The sequence below is a fragment of the Pseudomonas sp. GV105 genome (assembly GCF_003058185.1).
Classification (GTDB): domain Bacteria; phylum Pseudomonadota; class Gammaproteobacteria; order Pseudomonadales; family Pseudomonadaceae; genus Aquipseudomonas; species Aquipseudomonas veronii.
Window position 1 is genome coordinate 153463 of the sequence record NZ_QBUF01000007.1, and the last position, 14652, is coordinate 168114.

The window sequence follows — 14652 nt, forward strand, 5'->3', positions numbered from 1 at the left end:
CCGATAGCGGTTTGCCAGTCACTGGGTGAGGTGACTGTTGTAGCGCTATCGGGGGCAAGCCTCCTCCCACAGGTTTGACCGCGTTACAGGTTGAGGGTCAGGCTGACCGTGAAGTTGCGCGGTTCACCGGGGCTGACCCAATAGTTGCTGTAGGCGCGTTCGTAGTACTTTTCATCAAACAGGTTGTTAAGGTTCAGGCCCACGGTGACGTTGTCGGTGGCTTTGTAATGCGCCAGCAGGTCCACGGTGTGATAGGCGGGCAGTTCGAAACTGCCGCCGGCTTCACCGGAGCGATCACCGACATAGGTGAACGCCGCGCCCACGTCTGAACCGCGCAACGTGCCGTCCTGGAATTCATACACGCCCAACAGGCTGCCGCTGCGCTTGGCCACGCCGAGAATGCGGCTGCCGGTGGGGATGGCTTTATCGCCCTTGGTCACTTCGGCATCGATGTAGGCGAACGCGCCGATCACGCGCACTGCCTCGCTCAGTTGCCCGCTCAGTTGCAGGTCAAACCCTTGGCTGCGTGCCTTGCCCATGGCGCGTTGGGTGTCGGTGGCCGGGTCCACGGTCAGCACGTTTTCCTTCTCGATGTGGAACGCGGCGAGGGTGGCGCTGAGGCGCTCGTCGAACAGCTCGCTCTTGATCCCCACTTCATACCCCACGCCCTCTTCAGGCTTGAAGGATTTGCCGCCAGCGTCCAGGCCGTTGTTCGGCTTGAATGAGGTCGAGGCGTTGGCGAACACCCCGACTTCAGGTGTGAGCTGGTAGAGCAGGCCGGCGCGCTGGGTCAGGGCATCGTGGGTCTGGCGGCTCTTGGCGTGATGACGGGTGAAGTCGTCGGTGTGTTGCTCGAAGTGCTCGAAGCGCGCGCCGAGCATGCCGCGCAGGCGTTCGGTGAAGACGATCTGGTCTTGCAGGTTCAGTGCCTGGCTTTTTACCTGTTCGGAGAAGTCAGTGCCGGAGCGCTCGCCATCGGGTTTGGGCTGGCCGTAGACCGGGTTGTAGATGTCGATCGCGTAGGGGCTGCCGGCGATGGCGGTCACGCGTTCCTTCTTGCGGTAGTCCTCGTACTCGGTGCCGATCAGCAGCTCATGTTGCCAACGACCGATGTCGAACAGACCGCGCAGTTCCAGTTGGGTGATGCTGTCGTGCCAACCCATGGAGCGTTCGCGGTAGCGGCGGTTGACGGTGTGGCCGTCGCTGTTCAGCGCGCGGTTTTCCGAAGCGTCGCCCCACAGGCTACCTTGTTTGTAATGGCTGGCCAGGCGCAGGGCCCACGTGTCGTTGAGGTGATGTTCGAGGGTGGCCTGGAGGCGGTTGTTGTGGTTGTTGATGTCGCCGTCGTTGGGCTCGCCGAGGAAGGTGGAGCGCGACATGCCGCGCGGCGCGACGATGCCGCGGTCGAAGGTGGAGCGGTGGCGCACGAATTCGCTTTCCACCAGCAGGTGCGTGTCGGGGGCCAGTTGCCAACTGAAGGACGGCGCGACGAACACCCGCTTGGCGTCTACGTGATCGCGGAAACTATGGTTGTCTTCCACCGCCAGGTTGACCCGTGTCAGCAGTTGCCCTTCGCTGTCGAGCGGGGTGTTCACGTCCAGCGCGGTGCGATAGCGGTCCCAACTGCCGGCGCTGGTTTGCAGGGTGGTGAACGCGTCGGGCTGGGGTTTCTTGGTGACGATATTCACCGTGCCGCCGGGATCGCCGCGCCCGTACAGGCTGGCGGCGGGGCCTTTGAGCACTTCGATGCGTTCGAGATTGGCGGCGTCCGGCGTGCTCGGGTAACCGCGGTTGGCGCTGAAGCCGTCCTGGTAGAACTCCGACGTGGTGAAGCCGCGCACGCTGTATTCGTAGAGGGTGAGGCCGCCGAAGTTGTTCTGCTTGGAGACGCCGCCGGCAAATTCCAGGGCGCGTTCCACGTCGGTGCTGCCCAGGTCGTTGAGCACATTGGCGGGAATCACGCTGATGGATTGCGGGATGTCACGCAGCGCGGTGTCGGTCTTGGTTGCGCTGGCGGAGCGGGTGGCGCGATAGCCGTTGACCGGGCCGGTGGCGGATTCGTAGGCGTCGGTGGTGACGCTGATGGCGTCCAGTTCAATGCGGGTGTCTTCGGCGCAGGCGGGGTCCAGCAGCAAACCCAAGGCCAGGCCGGCCAAGGGGGGAAACGTGCGAGGCGACATGATAGAGCGTTCCAATGGCGATATTGAAACAATATAACATGTCATTATGCAAGCGGTTCGGTTCTGAAATATGTGCTTACAGGTGCCCGCGAACGGGCACCTGGAGGGCGCGGGTTATTCCTCTTCCGTCACCGGCGCGGGCGGTGGGCGCAGGCCGATTTCCGCCGTCAGGTTGAGCTCTTTACCGTTGCGCATCACCTGGATCGTGACCTTGTCGGTCGGTTTGATCCGCGCCACTTGGTTCATCGACTTGCGGCCATCACCGGCCGGTTCGCCGTCGATGCTGAGGATCACATCGCCCAGTTGCAGGCCGGCCTTTTGCGCCGGGCCGTCGCGGAAGATCCCGGCGACCACGATGCCCGGGCGCCCGGTCAGGCCAAACGACTCGGCCAGTTCCTTGCTCAGCGGCTGCACTTCGATCCCCAGCCAGCCACGGATCACTTGGCCGTGCTCGATGATCGACTTCATCACTTCCATCGCCAGCTTGACCGGGATCGCGAAACCGATGCCCTGGGAGCCGCCGGACTTGGAGAAAATCGCCGTGTTGATGCCGGTCAGGTTGCCGTTGGCATCCACCAGCGCGCCGCCGGAGTTGCCCGGGTTGATCGCGGCGTCGGTCTGGATGAAGTCTTCGTAGCTGTTGAGGCCCAACTGGTTACGCCCGGTGGCGCTGATGATGCCCATGGTGACCGTCTGGCCGACGCCGAACGGGTTGCCGATGGCCAGCGCGACATCGCCGACCCGCAGCCCTTCGGAGCGGCCGATGGTGATCGCGGGCAGGTTTTTCAGGTCGATCTTCAACACCGCGAGGTCGGTTTCCGGGTCGCTGCCGACCACGCGGGCCAGGGTTTCGCGGCCGTCGCGCAGGGCTACCACAATCTGGTCGGCACCGGTGGTCACGTGGTTGTTGGTGAGGATGTAGCCTTCCGGGCTCATGATCACCCCGGACCCCAGGCTGGATTCCATGCGTCGCTGCTTGGGGCTGTTGTCGCCGAAATAGCGGCGGAACTGCGGGTCTTCGAACAGCGGGTGCGCCGGCTTGTTGACGACCTTGGTGGTGTACAGGTTGACCACCGCAGGGGCGGCGATGACCACGGCGTCGGCGTAGGTCACCGGGCCTTGCACCATCGTATTGGTTTGCGGGGCCTGTTGCAGGTTCACATCAAGGCTCGGTAAGCCCACCCACTGGGGGTAACGCTGAATAATCATCATCGCGATCAGCACGCCAGCCAACAATGGCCATCCAAAAAAACGCAGTGCCTTGAGCATCAAGTAAGTCCTGACAGGTTGCAGGGGGCGGGGGAGCGCCCATAATGTCGCGCATTATACGAGGCTGCGAGCGCCTCGGAACGGGATATTTAGGAGTCTTTTATGGCCGTTGCTTTGAGCACCCTCGTCGAGGAAGCGGACCGCTACCTTGGCAGCGCAAAAATTGCCGATTACTGCCCCAACGGCCTGCAGGTCGAGGGGCGCCCGCAGGTGATGCGTATCGTCAGCGGCGTCACCGCCAGCCAGGCATTGCTGGACGCCGCCGTCGAAGCCCAGGCCGACCTGGTGCTGGTCCACCACGGTTATTTCTGGAAGGGCGAGAACCCGTGCATCACCGGCATGAAGCAGCGCCGCCTGAAGACCCTGCTCAAGCACGACATCAGCCTGCTGGCCTACCACCTGCCGCTGGACCTGCACGCCGAGGTCGGCAACAACGTACAGCTTGCTCGGCAGTTGGACATCACCGTCGAAGGCCCGCTGGACCCGGCCGACCTCAAGATCGTCGGGCTGGTCGGCTCTCTCGCCGAGCCGCTGTCGCCGCGTGACTTCGCCCACCGCGTGCAGAGCGTGTTGGGGCGCGAGCCGCTGCTGATCGAAGGCAGCGAGATGATCCGCCGCGTCGGCTGGTGTACCGGCGGTGGCCAGGGTTACATCGACCAGGCGATTGCGGCCGGCGTCGACCTGTACCTGAGCGGCGAAGCCTCCGAACAGACCTTCCACAGCGCCCGCGAAAACGACATCAGTTTTATCGCCGCCGGCCATCACGCCACTGAGCGTTACGGTGTGCAGGCGTTGGGCGATTACCTGGCGCGGCGTTTCGCCCTGGAGCATTTGTTCATCGATTGTCCCAACCCGATCTAACGCACACCACCCTCCCACATTTGGGAGGGTTCGGCCGCCCATCGCCGCCAAACCTCGGGGCATATCCATATACCGTTTCGATCTAGTCGGCGCCCTGAATAGAAGCAGGTGCTGTGCTAGCATGCCTCGCTCGAACACGGCCCGCTGGCCGTCCATAAGATCGTTTTTCCGTGAGTAGCCATGGTCGACAAACTGACGCATCTGAAACAGCTGGAGGCGGAAAGCATCCACATCATCCGCGAGGTCGCCGCCGAGTTCGACAACCCGGTGATGCTCTACTCGATCGGTAAAGACTCCGCCGTGATGCTGCACCTGGCACGCAAGGCCTTCTTCCCGGGCAAGCTGCCGTTCCCGGTGATGCACGTCGACACCCAGTGGAAATTCCAGGAGATGTACACGTTCCGCGACCGCATGGTTGAAGAACTGGGCCTGGACCTGATCACCCACGTCAACCCGGACGGTGTGGCGCAGGGCATCAACCCGTTCACCCACGGCAGCGCCAAGCACACCGACATCATGAAGACCGAAGGCCTCAAGCAGGCCCTGGACAAGTATGGTTTCGACGCAGCCTTCGGCGGTGCCCGTCGCGATGAAGAGAAATCCCGTGCCAAAGAGCGCGTGTACTCGTTCCGCGACAGCAAGCACCGCTGGGACCCGAAAAACCAGCGCCCGGAGCTGTGGAACGTCTACAACGGCAACGTCAACAAGGGCGAGTCGATCCGTGTGTTCCCGTTGTCCAACTGGACCGAACTGGACATCTGGCAATACATCTACCTGGAAGGCATCCCGATCGTGCCGCTGTACTTCGCCGCCGAGCGCGATGTGATCGAGAAGAACGGCACGTTGATCATGATCGACGACGACCGCATCCTCGAGCACCTGTCCGACGAAGACAAAGCCCGCATCGTCAAAAAGAAAGTCCGTTTCCGTACCCTTGGCTGCTACCCGTTGACGGGCGCGGTGGAGTCCGAAGCGGAGACGCTGACGGACATCATTCAGGAAATGCTCCTGACGCGAACTTCCGAGCGCCAGGGCCGGGTCATCGACCACGATGGTGCCGGCTCGATGGAAGATAAAAAACGTCAAGGCTATTTCTAAGGGGTTGTCATGTCGCATCAATCTGATTTGATCAGCGAGGACATCCTCGCCTACCTGGGCCAGCACGAGCGCAAGGAAATGTTGCGCTTCCTGACCTGCGGCAACGTCGACGACGGCAAGAGCACCCTGATCGGGCGCCTGCTGCACGACTCCAAGATGATCTACGAAGATCACCTGGAAGCCATCACCCGCGATTCGAAGAAGGTCGGCACCACCGGTGACGACATCGACCTGGCTCTGCTGGTCGACGGCCTGCAGGCCGAGCGCGAGCAAGGCATCACCATCGATGTCGCCTACCGCTACTTCTCCACCGCCAAGCGTAAATTCATCATCGCCGACACCCCCGGCCATGAGCAGTACACCCGCAACATGGCCACCGGTGCGTCCACCTGTGACCTGGCGATCATCCTGGTCGACGCGCGCTACGGCGTGCAGACCCAGACCCGTCGCCACAGCTTCATAGCCTCGTTGCTGGGCATCAAGCACATCGTGGTCGCCATCAACAAGATGGACCTCAACGGTTTCGACGAAGGCGTATTCGAGCAGATCAAGGCCGACTACCTGAAGTTCGCCGACGGTATCGCCTTCAAGCCGAGCACCATGGCGTTCGTGCCGATGTCGGCGCTCAAGGGCGACAACGTGGTGAACAAGAGCGAGCGTTCGCCGTGGTACACCGGCCAGTCGCTGATGGAGATCCTCGAGACCGTCGAGATCGCCAACGACCGCAACTACACCGACCTGCGTTTCCCGGTGCAGTACGTCAACCGTCCGAACCTGAACTTCCGCGGTTTCGCCGGCACCCTGGCCAGCGGCATCGTCCACAAGGGCGACGAAGTCGTGGTGCTGCCGTCGGGCAAGAGCAGCCGCGTCAAATCCATCGTCACCTTCGACGGTGAACTGGAACACGCCGGTCCCGGCCAGGCCGTGACCCTGACCATGGAAGACGAGATCGACATCTCCCGTGGCGACCTGCTGGTGCATGCCGACAACGTGCCGCAAGTGACCGACGCCTTCGACGCCATGCTGGTGTGGATGGCCGAAGAGCCGATGCTGCCGGGCAAGAAATACGACATCAAGCGCGCCACCAGCTATGTGCCGGGTTCCATCACCAGCATCGTGCATCGCGTGGACGTGAACACCCTGGCCGAAGGCCCGGCGAGTTCGCTGCAGTTGAACGAAATCGGCCGGGTCAAGGTCAGCCTCGACGCCGCCATCGCCCTGGACGGTTACGCGAGCAACCGCACCACCGGCGCGTTCATCGTCATCGACCGCTTGACCAATGGCACCGTGGCCGCGGGCATGATCATCGCGCCGCCGGTCAGCCACGGCAGCGCCGCGCAGCACGGCAAGTTGGCCCATGTGGCCACCGAAGAGCGCGCCCAGCGCTTCGGTCAGCAGCCGGCCACCGTGTTGTTCAGCGGCTTGTCGGGCGCCGGCAAAAGCACCCTGGCCTATGCGGTTGAACGCAAGTTGTTCGACATGGGCCGCGCGGTGTTTGTACTGGATGGCCAGAACCTGCGCCACGACCTGAACAAAGGCTTGCCGCAGGATCGCGTCGGGCGTACCGAGAACTGGCGTCGTGCGGCTCACGTCGCGCGCCAGTTCAACGAAGCCGGCCTGCTGACCCTGGCCGCGTTCGTTGCGCCGGATGCCGAAGGGCGTGAACAGGCCAAGGCACTGATCGGTGCCGACCGCTTGCTGACGGTCTACGTGCAGGCTTCGCCGCTGGTGTGCGCCGAGCGCGATCCACAAGGCTTGTACGCGGCCGGTGGGGATAACATCCCTGGCGAGTCCTTCCCCTACGACGTGCCGTTGAATGCCGATCTGGTGATCGACACCCAGGCCCTGTCGCTGGAAGACAGCGTCAAGCAAGTGCTGGAGCTGTTGCGTCAGCGCGGCGCGATCTAAACCTAGCTGCTACAAAAAGCCCGCCACCGAGTGATCGGTGGCGGGCTTTTTCACATCTTCAAGATCGGGCTCGGTCAAATGTGGGAGGGGGCTTGCCCCCGATTGCAGAGTGTCAGTCAGAGCATCGGGTGACTGAACCACCGCTATCGGGGGCAAGCCCCCTCCCACCTTTTGATCAGTGGCGGCCTGGGTAGTCGGTGTGCAACTGTTTCAGCAGCGCGTCCTTGTCTTCCCACAACCGGTTGATCCAGGCCTGGAACGCCAGCCGATACTCGCTATCCTGCTCATAATTCTTGCCAATGAACTCGGCCGGAATCTGCACCTCTTCGAACTGCACCACCACGTCCTGCACATTCCCACACAACAAGTCCCAGTAGCCTGGGCGCCCGGCGGGGTAGTGGATGGTCACATTGACCAATGACTTGAGCTGCTCACCCATGGCATCCAGCACAAACGCGATACCGCCAGCCTTGGGCTTGAGCAGGTAGCGAAACGGCGACTTCTGCTGCGCATGCTTGCCGACGGTAAACCGCGTGCCTTCGGCAAAGTTGAAAATGCCCACAGGGTTGGCGCGAAACTTAGCGCAGGTCTTGCGGGTGGTTTCCAGGTCCTTGCCTTTCTTCTCCGGGTGTTTTTCCAGGTAGGCCTTGGAGTAGCGCTTCATGAACGGAAAGCCCAACGCCCACCAGGCCAGGCCAATCACCGGCACCCAGATCAGTTCCTGCTTGAGAAAGAACTTCAGCGGGCGAATGCGGCGATTGAGCACGTATTGCAGGACCATGATGTCGACCCAGCTCTGGTGGTTGCTGGTCACCAGATAAGAGTGCTGGTAGTCCAGCCCTTCCAGGCCTTTGAGGTGCCAGCGGGTGCGCCGCACCAGGTTCATCCACGCCTTGTTGTTGCTGATCCAGGCTTCATGGGTGTGGTTCATCAGCCATTCGCTGAAACGTTTGGCGAACGGCAGTGCCTTGAACAGCGCGACGATGAACAGGAACGAACACAGCAGGATCGTGTTCAGCGCCAGCAGCAACGACGCGATTACCCCGCGCACGGCGGCAGGTAGAAAATCCAGCATTTAGATATCCATAGGTCGGTTGGCGGCTTGAATCGCGGTCAGGGCGATGGTGTACACAATGTCGTCGACCTGGGCGCCGCGCGGCAGGTCGTTCACCGGTTTGCGCAGGCCCTGGAGCATCGGCCCGAGGCTGACGCAATCGGCGCTGCGTTGTACCGCCTTGTGGGTGGTGTTGCCGGTGTTCAGGTCGGGGAACACGAAGACCGTGGCCTTGCCCGCCACCAGGCTGTTGGGCGCCAGTTGCCGGGCGACGGTTTCGTTGGCGGCGGCATCGTATTGCAACGGGCCGTCGATCAGCAGCGAACTTTGCTGTTCATGGGCGAGCAGGGTGGCTTCGCGGACCTTTTCCACCTCTTCGCCGCTGGCCGACTCACCGCTGGAATAGCTGATCATCGCCACCCGCGGGGTGATACCGAACGCGGCCGCCGAGTCGGCGCTCTGCAGGGCGATTTCCGCCAGTTCGGCGGCGCTCGGGTGCGGGTTCATCACACAGTCGCCGTACACCAGCACCTGTTCGGGGAACAGCATGAAGAACACCGACGACACCAGGGTGCAGCCCGGCGCGGTCTTGATCAGTTGCAGGGCCGGGCGGATGGTGTTCGCGGTGGAGTGGATAACGCCGGAGACCAGGCCGTCGACTTCATCCAGTGCGAGCATCATGGTCGCGATCACCACGGTGTCTTCGAGCTGCTGTTCGGCCATCGGCGCGTTGAGGCTTTTGCTTTTGCGCAACGCGACCATCGGTTCGACATAACGCTCGCGGATCAGGTCCGGGTCTAGAATCTCCAGGCCTTCGGGCAATTCGATGCCCTGGGCGCGGGCGACCGCTTCGACGTCCGCCGGCTTGGCCAGCAACACGCAGCGGGCAATGCCGCGGGCCTGGCAGATCGCGGCGGCTTGCACGGTCAACGGCTCGCTGCCTTCGGGCAGGACGATGCGCTTGTTGGCGGCCTGGGCGCGTTGGATCAACTGGTAGCGGAACACCGCCGGCGACAGGCGCATTTCCCGTGGCGTGCCGCAGCGTTGGTGCAGCCAGCGCGCATCGAGGTGGCTGGCGACGAAATCGGTGATGATCTCGGCCCGCTCACGGTCATCGATGGGGATTTCCTTGTTCAGGTTGTTGAGCAGGTTCGCTGTCTCATAGGAACCGGTACTCACCGACAGCACCGGCAACCCGGCCTGGAACGCGCCTCGACAGAGGTCCATGATGCGCGGGTCGGGCAGGGTGTCGCTGGTCAGCAGCAGGCCGGCCAGGGGCACGCCGTTGATCGCCGCCAGGCTGACGGCGAGGATGATGTCGTCGCGGTCACCCGGTGTCACCACCAGCACGCCCGGCTTGAGCAGTTCCACGGTGTTGCGCATGGTGCGGGCGCAGATGATGATCTTGGTCATGCGCCGGGTTTCGTAATCCCCGGCGTTGAGGATCTGCGCGCTCATCAGGTCGGCGACGTCACGGGTGCGCGGCGCGTTGAGTTCGGGCTGGAAAGGAATGCAGCCGAGCAGGCGGAAATCCCCGCTGCGCAGCAACGGCGAATGCTCCTTGAGGCGCGCCGAGAAGGCCTCCATGCTTTCATCGGTGCGTACCTTGTTGAGGATCACGCCGAGCACTTTCGGGTCCTTCGGGCCGCCGAACAGTTGGGCCTGCAGCTCCACGCGGCCGGAGAGCTCGGTGAGCACTTCGTTTTCCGGCGCCGAGACCAGGATCACTTCCGCGTCCAGGCTCTTGGCCAGGTGCAGGTTGACCCGCGCCGCATAGCTGGCGCTGCGGGTCGGCACCATGCCTTCGACGATCAGCACGTCCTTGCCCACGGCGGCCTGCTGATACAGGGTGATGATTTCTTCGAGCAACTCGTCGAGCTGGCCGTCGCCGAGCATCCGCTCGACATGGGCCAGGCCCAGGGGCTGCGGCGGTTTGAGGCCGTGGGTGCGCGCCACCAGTTCGGTGGAGCGTTCGGGGCCGGTGTCGCCGGGGTGCGGCTGGGCAATCGGTTTGAAGAAGCCGACTTTCAACCCGGCACGTTCAAGGGTGCGGACCAGCCCAAGGCTGATAGAGGTCAGACCCACACCAAAATCGGTGGGCGCGATAAAAAAAGTCTGCATGCGAATTCTCTGGAGGTGCATGGCTTCGGTGGCGCTCTATGGTTGAGTGCCTACCGGGAATCAGGCGCCAAGGTTATCGTTATTCGCGCTCCTGCGCACACCAGCCGCAGGCAAAGGGCTGGCCTATTTTTTCCAGGCGGCGTGCGGGGTCGAGCACCCAGGCGCGCGATTGCCAGGGCGGCTGGTGGCGCAGGTGCTGGGTGTGGCCGCAGGACAGCTCGGCAACCCAGTGCCGGTCGTCGTCCTGGTGGAATCCGATGATGACGACGGCCGTTGATTGGTCCCGTCCGTCCGGGTTCTGTTCGCTTTCGGGCAAATCCTTGTTTAGACTTGTCCGTTCTTCATTCTTATGCAAAAGGTCTCGCCCCATGACGATCGCCGCTAACAAGGCTGTCTCCATCGACTATACCCTGACCAACGACGCTGGTGAGGTCATCGACAGCTCAGCCGGCGGCGCGCCGCTGGTCTACCTGCAAGGCGCAGGCAACATTATCCCGGGCCTGGAAAACGCCCTGGTCGGCAAGAGCGTCGGTGATGAACTGACCGTTGTCGTAGAGCCTGAAAATGCTTACGGCGAATACTCCGCCGAACTGGTCAGCACCCTGAGCCGCAGCATGTTCGAAGGTGTCGACGAACTGGAAGTGGGCATGCAGTTCCACGCTTCCGCGCCGGACGGCCAAATGCAGATCGTCACCATCCGTGATCTGGACGGCGACGACGTCACTGTCGACGGTAACCACCCTCTGGCAGGCCAGCGCCTGAACTTCCAAGTGAAGATCGTTGCCATCCGCGACGCTTCCCAGGAAGAAGTCGCTCACGGCCACGTCCACGGTGAAGGCGGTCATCACCATTGATCGATGTTTTGATCAGGTGGTAGCAAAAACGCCCCGACTGGTTCGGGGCGTTTTTTTGTGCGTGCAATAAAGATGTATGGCGCCCAAACAAAAATGCCCCGGACCTTTCGGTACGGGGCATTTCTTAACTGTTACGCAGGTAAACCTGCGTGGCAGTTTATCGCTTAGGCTGCAGCAGCAAGGTTCAGAGCCTTGATGTGGCCGTTCAGGCGACCTTTATGGCGAGCAGCTTTGTTCTTGTGGATGATGCCTTTATCGGCCATACGGTCGATAACTGGCACAGCCAGAACGTAAGCAGCTTGAGCTTTTTCAGCGTCTTTTGCGTCAATGGCCTTAACTACATTCTTGATGTAGGTACGAACCATGGAACGCAGGCTGGCGTTGTGGCTGCGACGCTTCTCAGCCTGTTTTGCACGTTTTTTGGCGGAAGGTGTGTTGGCCACCGTCGAGCTCCTCGAAAGACTTTTTAGGAAATAGCAAACAAAATAGGCCGCGAATCATGCCGATGAGTTGATGGGTTGTCAAGGGCGGTTGATGCGAACTGCTGAGTGGTCGATCTGAAGAGGCGGGTGATTTATTTCCGGCGCTTGACCTGTAAACTCGCGAGCTTTGGCGCTGTGCTGTTGCAGGCGCGCAGTATCGCATAAGTAGGCGCGTAGTTCGCCTGCTCTTTATCTATAGGCGCAAACTCTTTCAATGAATCTGCTCAAATCGTTGGCTGCCGTCAGCTCAATCACGATGATTTCCCGGGTATTGGGGTTTGTGCGTGACACCTTGTTGGCACGCATTTTCGGCGCCAGCATGGCCACGGATGCGTTCTTCATTGCCTTTAAACTGCCCAACCTGTTGCGGCGGATCTTCGCCGAGGGCGCGTTTTCCCAGGCGTTCGTGCCGATTCTGGCGGAATACAAGACGCAGCAGGGCGAGGAGGCGACCCGCACATTCATTGCCTATGTCTCGGGCTTGCTGACCCTGGTGCTGATGCTGGTGACTGTGATCGGTATGCTCGCCGCGCCGTGGGTGATCTGGGCCACGGCGCCCGGTTTTGCCAATACGCCGGAAAAATTCGCGCTGACCACTGATCTGCTGCGGGTGACTTTCCCCTACATATTGCTGATTTCCCTGTCATCCCTGGCTGGCGCCATCCTCAATACCTGGAACCGTTTCTCGGTGCCGGCGTTCGTGCCGACCCTGCTTAACGTCAGCATGATTATTTTCGCGCTGTTCCTCACGCCTTACTTCGATCCACCGGTCATGGCCCTGGGCTGGGCCGTCCTGGCCGGCGGCCTGGCGCAATTGCTCTACCAACTGCCGCACCTGAAAAAGATCGGCATGCTCGTGTTGCCGAGCCTGAACCTCAAGGACACCGGCGTCTGGCGCGTGATGCGCAATATGCTGCCAGCGATCCTCGGGGTGTCGGTCAGCCAGATTTCGCTGATCATCAACACCGCGTTCGCCTCATTGCTGGTGTCCGGTTCGGTGTCGTGGATGTACTACGCCGATCGCTTGATGGAGCTGCCGTCCGGCGTCCTCGGCGTGGCCCTGGGCACGATTCTGCTGCCGACGCTGGCGCGTACTTACGCGAGCAAGGACCGCCATGAATACTCGCGCATTCTCGATTGGGGCCTGCGCCTGTGCTTCGTGCTGGTGTTGCCGTGCTCGCTGGCCCTGGGAATCCTCGCCGAGCCACTGACGGTGTCGTTGTTCCAGTACGGGCAATTCGGCGCGCACGATGCCTTGATGACTCAGCACGCGCTGATCGCTTACTCGGTCGGTCTGCTTGGGATTATCGTGATCAAAGTGCTGGCGCCGGGGTTCTACGCCCAGCAAAACATCCGCACGCCGGTGAAGATCGCGATCTTCACGCTGATCGTCACGCAACTGCTCAACCTGGTGTTCATCGGTCCGCTGGCGCATGCCGGCCTGGCCCTGGCCATCAGCGCCGGTGCCTGTATCAATGCCGGCCTGCTGTTTTACCAACTGCGCAAACAGCAGATGTTCCAGCCGCAGCCTGGCTGGGGCATGTTTGCCCTCAAGCTGCTGGTGGCGGTGGCGATGATGTCGGCGGTATTGCTGGGTCTGATGCACTTCATGCCGGCCTGGGATCAAGGCCATATGCTCGAGCGTTTCTTGCGCCTGGGCGTGCTGGTGGTGGCGGGCGTGGTGGTGTACTTCGGGATGTTGCTGCTGCAAGGTTTCCGCCTGCGGGATTTCAATCGCAAGGCGCTGGGTTAGCGAGTTTGCCGCGATAAAACCGGTGTTTTATCGATTCCATCCATTTTGCCCTGCGCTGTTGCCTGTGATCCGGGGCCGGGTGTGGTTATAATCGACCACTTTATGAGCAAGAAGCGCGTTATGCAGCTGGTTCGAGGTCTCCACAACCTGCGCCCCCAGCATCGGGGCTGCGTCGCCACTATTGGCAACTTTGACGGTGTACACCGTGGCCACCAGGCTATCCTGGCCCGGCTGCGCGAGCGTGCGGTCGAGTTGGGCGTGCCCAGCTGCGTGGTGATTTTTGAGCCACAGCCGCGGGAATTCTTTACCCCGGAAACGGCGCCAGCGCGCCTGGCCCGCTTGCGCGACAAGCTGCAACTGTTGGCCGAGGAGGGCGTGGACCGTGTGCTGTGCCTGGCCTTCAACCAGCGTTTGCGCAGCCTCAGCGCCGCCGAGTTCGTCGACCGTATCCTGGTGGATGGCTTGGGCGTACAGCACCTGGAGGTCGGCGACGACTTCCGTTTCGGCTGTGATCGGGTCGGCGATTTCGATTTTCTGCAGCACGCCGGCGTAACCCAGGGTTTTACCGTCGAAGCCGCGCAAACCGTCGAACTGGACGGCCTGCGCGTGAGCAGTACCCAGGTGCGTAATGCCCTGGCCGCTGCCGACTTCGCCTTGGCCGAGCGTTTGCTCGGTCGCCCGTTCCGCATTGCCGGGCGGGTATTGCACGGCCAGAAGCTGGCGCGCCAACTGGGCACGCCAACCGCCAACGTGCAGCTCAAGCGCCGTCGTGTGCCGCTGACCGGGGTTTACCTGGTGAGCGTCGACATCGACGGCCAATCGTGGCCGGGAGTCGCCAATATAGGCGTCAGGCCCACGGTTGCAGGTGATGGCAAGGCCCACCTGGAGGTTCACCTTTTGGATTTTGCCGGTGATCTGTATGACCGGCGTTTGACGGTGGTTTTCCACCAAAAGCTGCGTGAAGAGCAGCGTTTCGCCTCCCTCGAGGCGTTGAAAACGGCGATCAATGCGGATGTCGCCGCCGCCCGTGCCCTAGCCGCACCTAGCGCCCATCGCTAACCGAAGAGCCTTA

Annotated in this window: 12 protein-coding genes; 6 read left to right on the plus strand and 6 right to left on the minus strand. The window is 61.9% G+C overall.

Features of this window, described 5'->3' with window-relative positions:
• Positions 1–83: 83 nt before the first annotated feature.
• A complete protein-coding gene (locus C8K66_RS15415; protein WP_108525307.1) occupies positions 84–2180 on the minus strand; it encodes a TonB-dependent siderophore receptor in 2097 nt (698 codons plus the stop codon).
• A gap of 114 nt (positions 2181–2294) precedes the next feature.
• Positions 2295–3449 (minus strand): Do family serine endopeptidase AlgW, encoded by a 1155-nt coding sequence (algW, locus tag C8K66_RS15420; protein WP_017845499.1) that lies wholly within the window; start codon positions 3447–3449, stop codon positions 2295–2297.
• Positions 3450–3551: 102 nt separating this feature from the next.
• Between algW and C8K66_RS15425 the strand changes: the two genes are divergently transcribed.
• The 3 genes from C8K66_RS15425 to cysN all read left to right on the plus strand — a co-directional run bounded on the left by C8K66_RS15425 (position 3552) and on the right by cysN (position 7316).
• Positions 3552–4310: a Nif3-like dinuclear metal center hexameric protein gene (locus tag C8K66_RS15425; protein ID WP_017845498.1), complete on the plus strand. Its 759-nt coding sequence runs from the start codon at positions 3552–3554 to the stop codon at positions 4308–4310.
• 180 nt (positions 4311–4490) lie between these two features.
• Positions 4491–5408 carry a sulfate adenylyltransferase subunit CysD gene (cysD, locus tag C8K66_RS15430; RefSeq protein ID WP_010565604.1) on the plus strand — a complete coding sequence of 306 codons (918 nt, stop codon included), beginning with the start codon at positions 4491–4493 and terminating at the stop codon, positions 5406–5408.
• 9 nt (positions 5409–5417) lie between these two features.
• Complete coding sequence (gene cysN / locus C8K66_RS15435; protein ID WP_046488067.1) at positions 5418–7316, plus strand: sulfate adenylyltransferase subunit CysN; 1899 nt, start codon at positions 5418–5420, stop codon at positions 7314–7316.
• A 175-nt stretch (positions 7317–7491) separates the two neighbouring features.
• Here the strand turns inward: cysN and C8K66_RS15440 are convergent, their stop codons facing one another.
• The 3 genes from C8K66_RS15440 to C8K66_RS15450 all read right to left on the minus strand — a co-directional run bounded on the left by C8K66_RS15440 (position 7492) and on the right by C8K66_RS15450 (position 10861).
• On the minus strand, positions 7492–8391 hold the full coding sequence (locus C8K66_RS15440) for an acyltransferase (protein ID WP_046384745.1): 900 nt from the start codon (positions 8389–8391) through the stop codon (positions 7492–7494).
• Positions 8392–10491 (minus strand): phosphate acetyltransferase, encoded by a 2100-nt coding sequence (pta, locus tag C8K66_RS15445; RefSeq protein WP_046384744.1) that lies wholly within the window; start codon positions 10489–10491, stop codon positions 8392–8394. It lies immediately after the preceding gene.
• A gap of 79 nt (positions 10492–10570) precedes the next feature.
• On the minus strand, positions 10571–10861 hold the full coding sequence (locus C8K66_RS15450; protein WP_046384743.1) for a DUF3565 domain-containing protein: 291 nt from the start codon (positions 10859–10861) through the stop codon (positions 10571–10573).
• On the opposite strand from C8K66_RS15450, the gene C8K66_RS15455 reads away from it, so the two are divergent.
• Positions 10860–11345, plus strand: coding sequence for a peptidylprolyl isomerase (locus C8K66_RS15455; RefSeq protein ID WP_017845493.1), 486 nt, complete (start codon positions 10860–10862; stop codon positions 11343–11345). The genes C8K66_RS15450 and C8K66_RS15455 overlap by 2 nt on opposite strands.
• A gap of 164 nt (positions 11346–11509) precedes the next feature.
• Here C8K66_RS15455 and rpsT read toward each other — a convergent pair whose 3' ends face one another.
• Positions 11510–11788, minus strand: a complete 279-nt coding sequence (gene rpsT / locus C8K66_RS15460) for a 30S ribosomal protein S20 (protein ID WP_003215870.1) — start codon at positions 11786–11788, stop codon at positions 11510–11512.
• Between the two features lie 253 nt (positions 11789–12041).
• Here rpsT and murJ point away from each other — a divergent pair, with 253 nt between their 5' ends.
• Together murJ and ribF are read left to right on the plus strand one after the other, a co-directional pair.
• Positions 12042–13580, plus strand: a complete 1539-nt coding sequence (murJ, locus tag C8K66_RS15465) for a murein biosynthesis integral membrane protein MurJ (protein WP_108525309.1) — start codon at positions 12042–12044, stop codon at positions 13578–13580.
• Positions 13581–13700: 120 nt separating this feature from the next.
• Positions 13701–14639: a bifunctional riboflavin kinase/FAD synthetase gene (gene ribF, locus C8K66_RS15470; protein WP_017845491.1), complete on the plus strand. Its 939-nt coding sequence runs from the start codon at positions 13701–13703 to the stop codon at positions 14637–14639.
• Positions 14640–14652 lie beyond the last annotated feature (13 nt).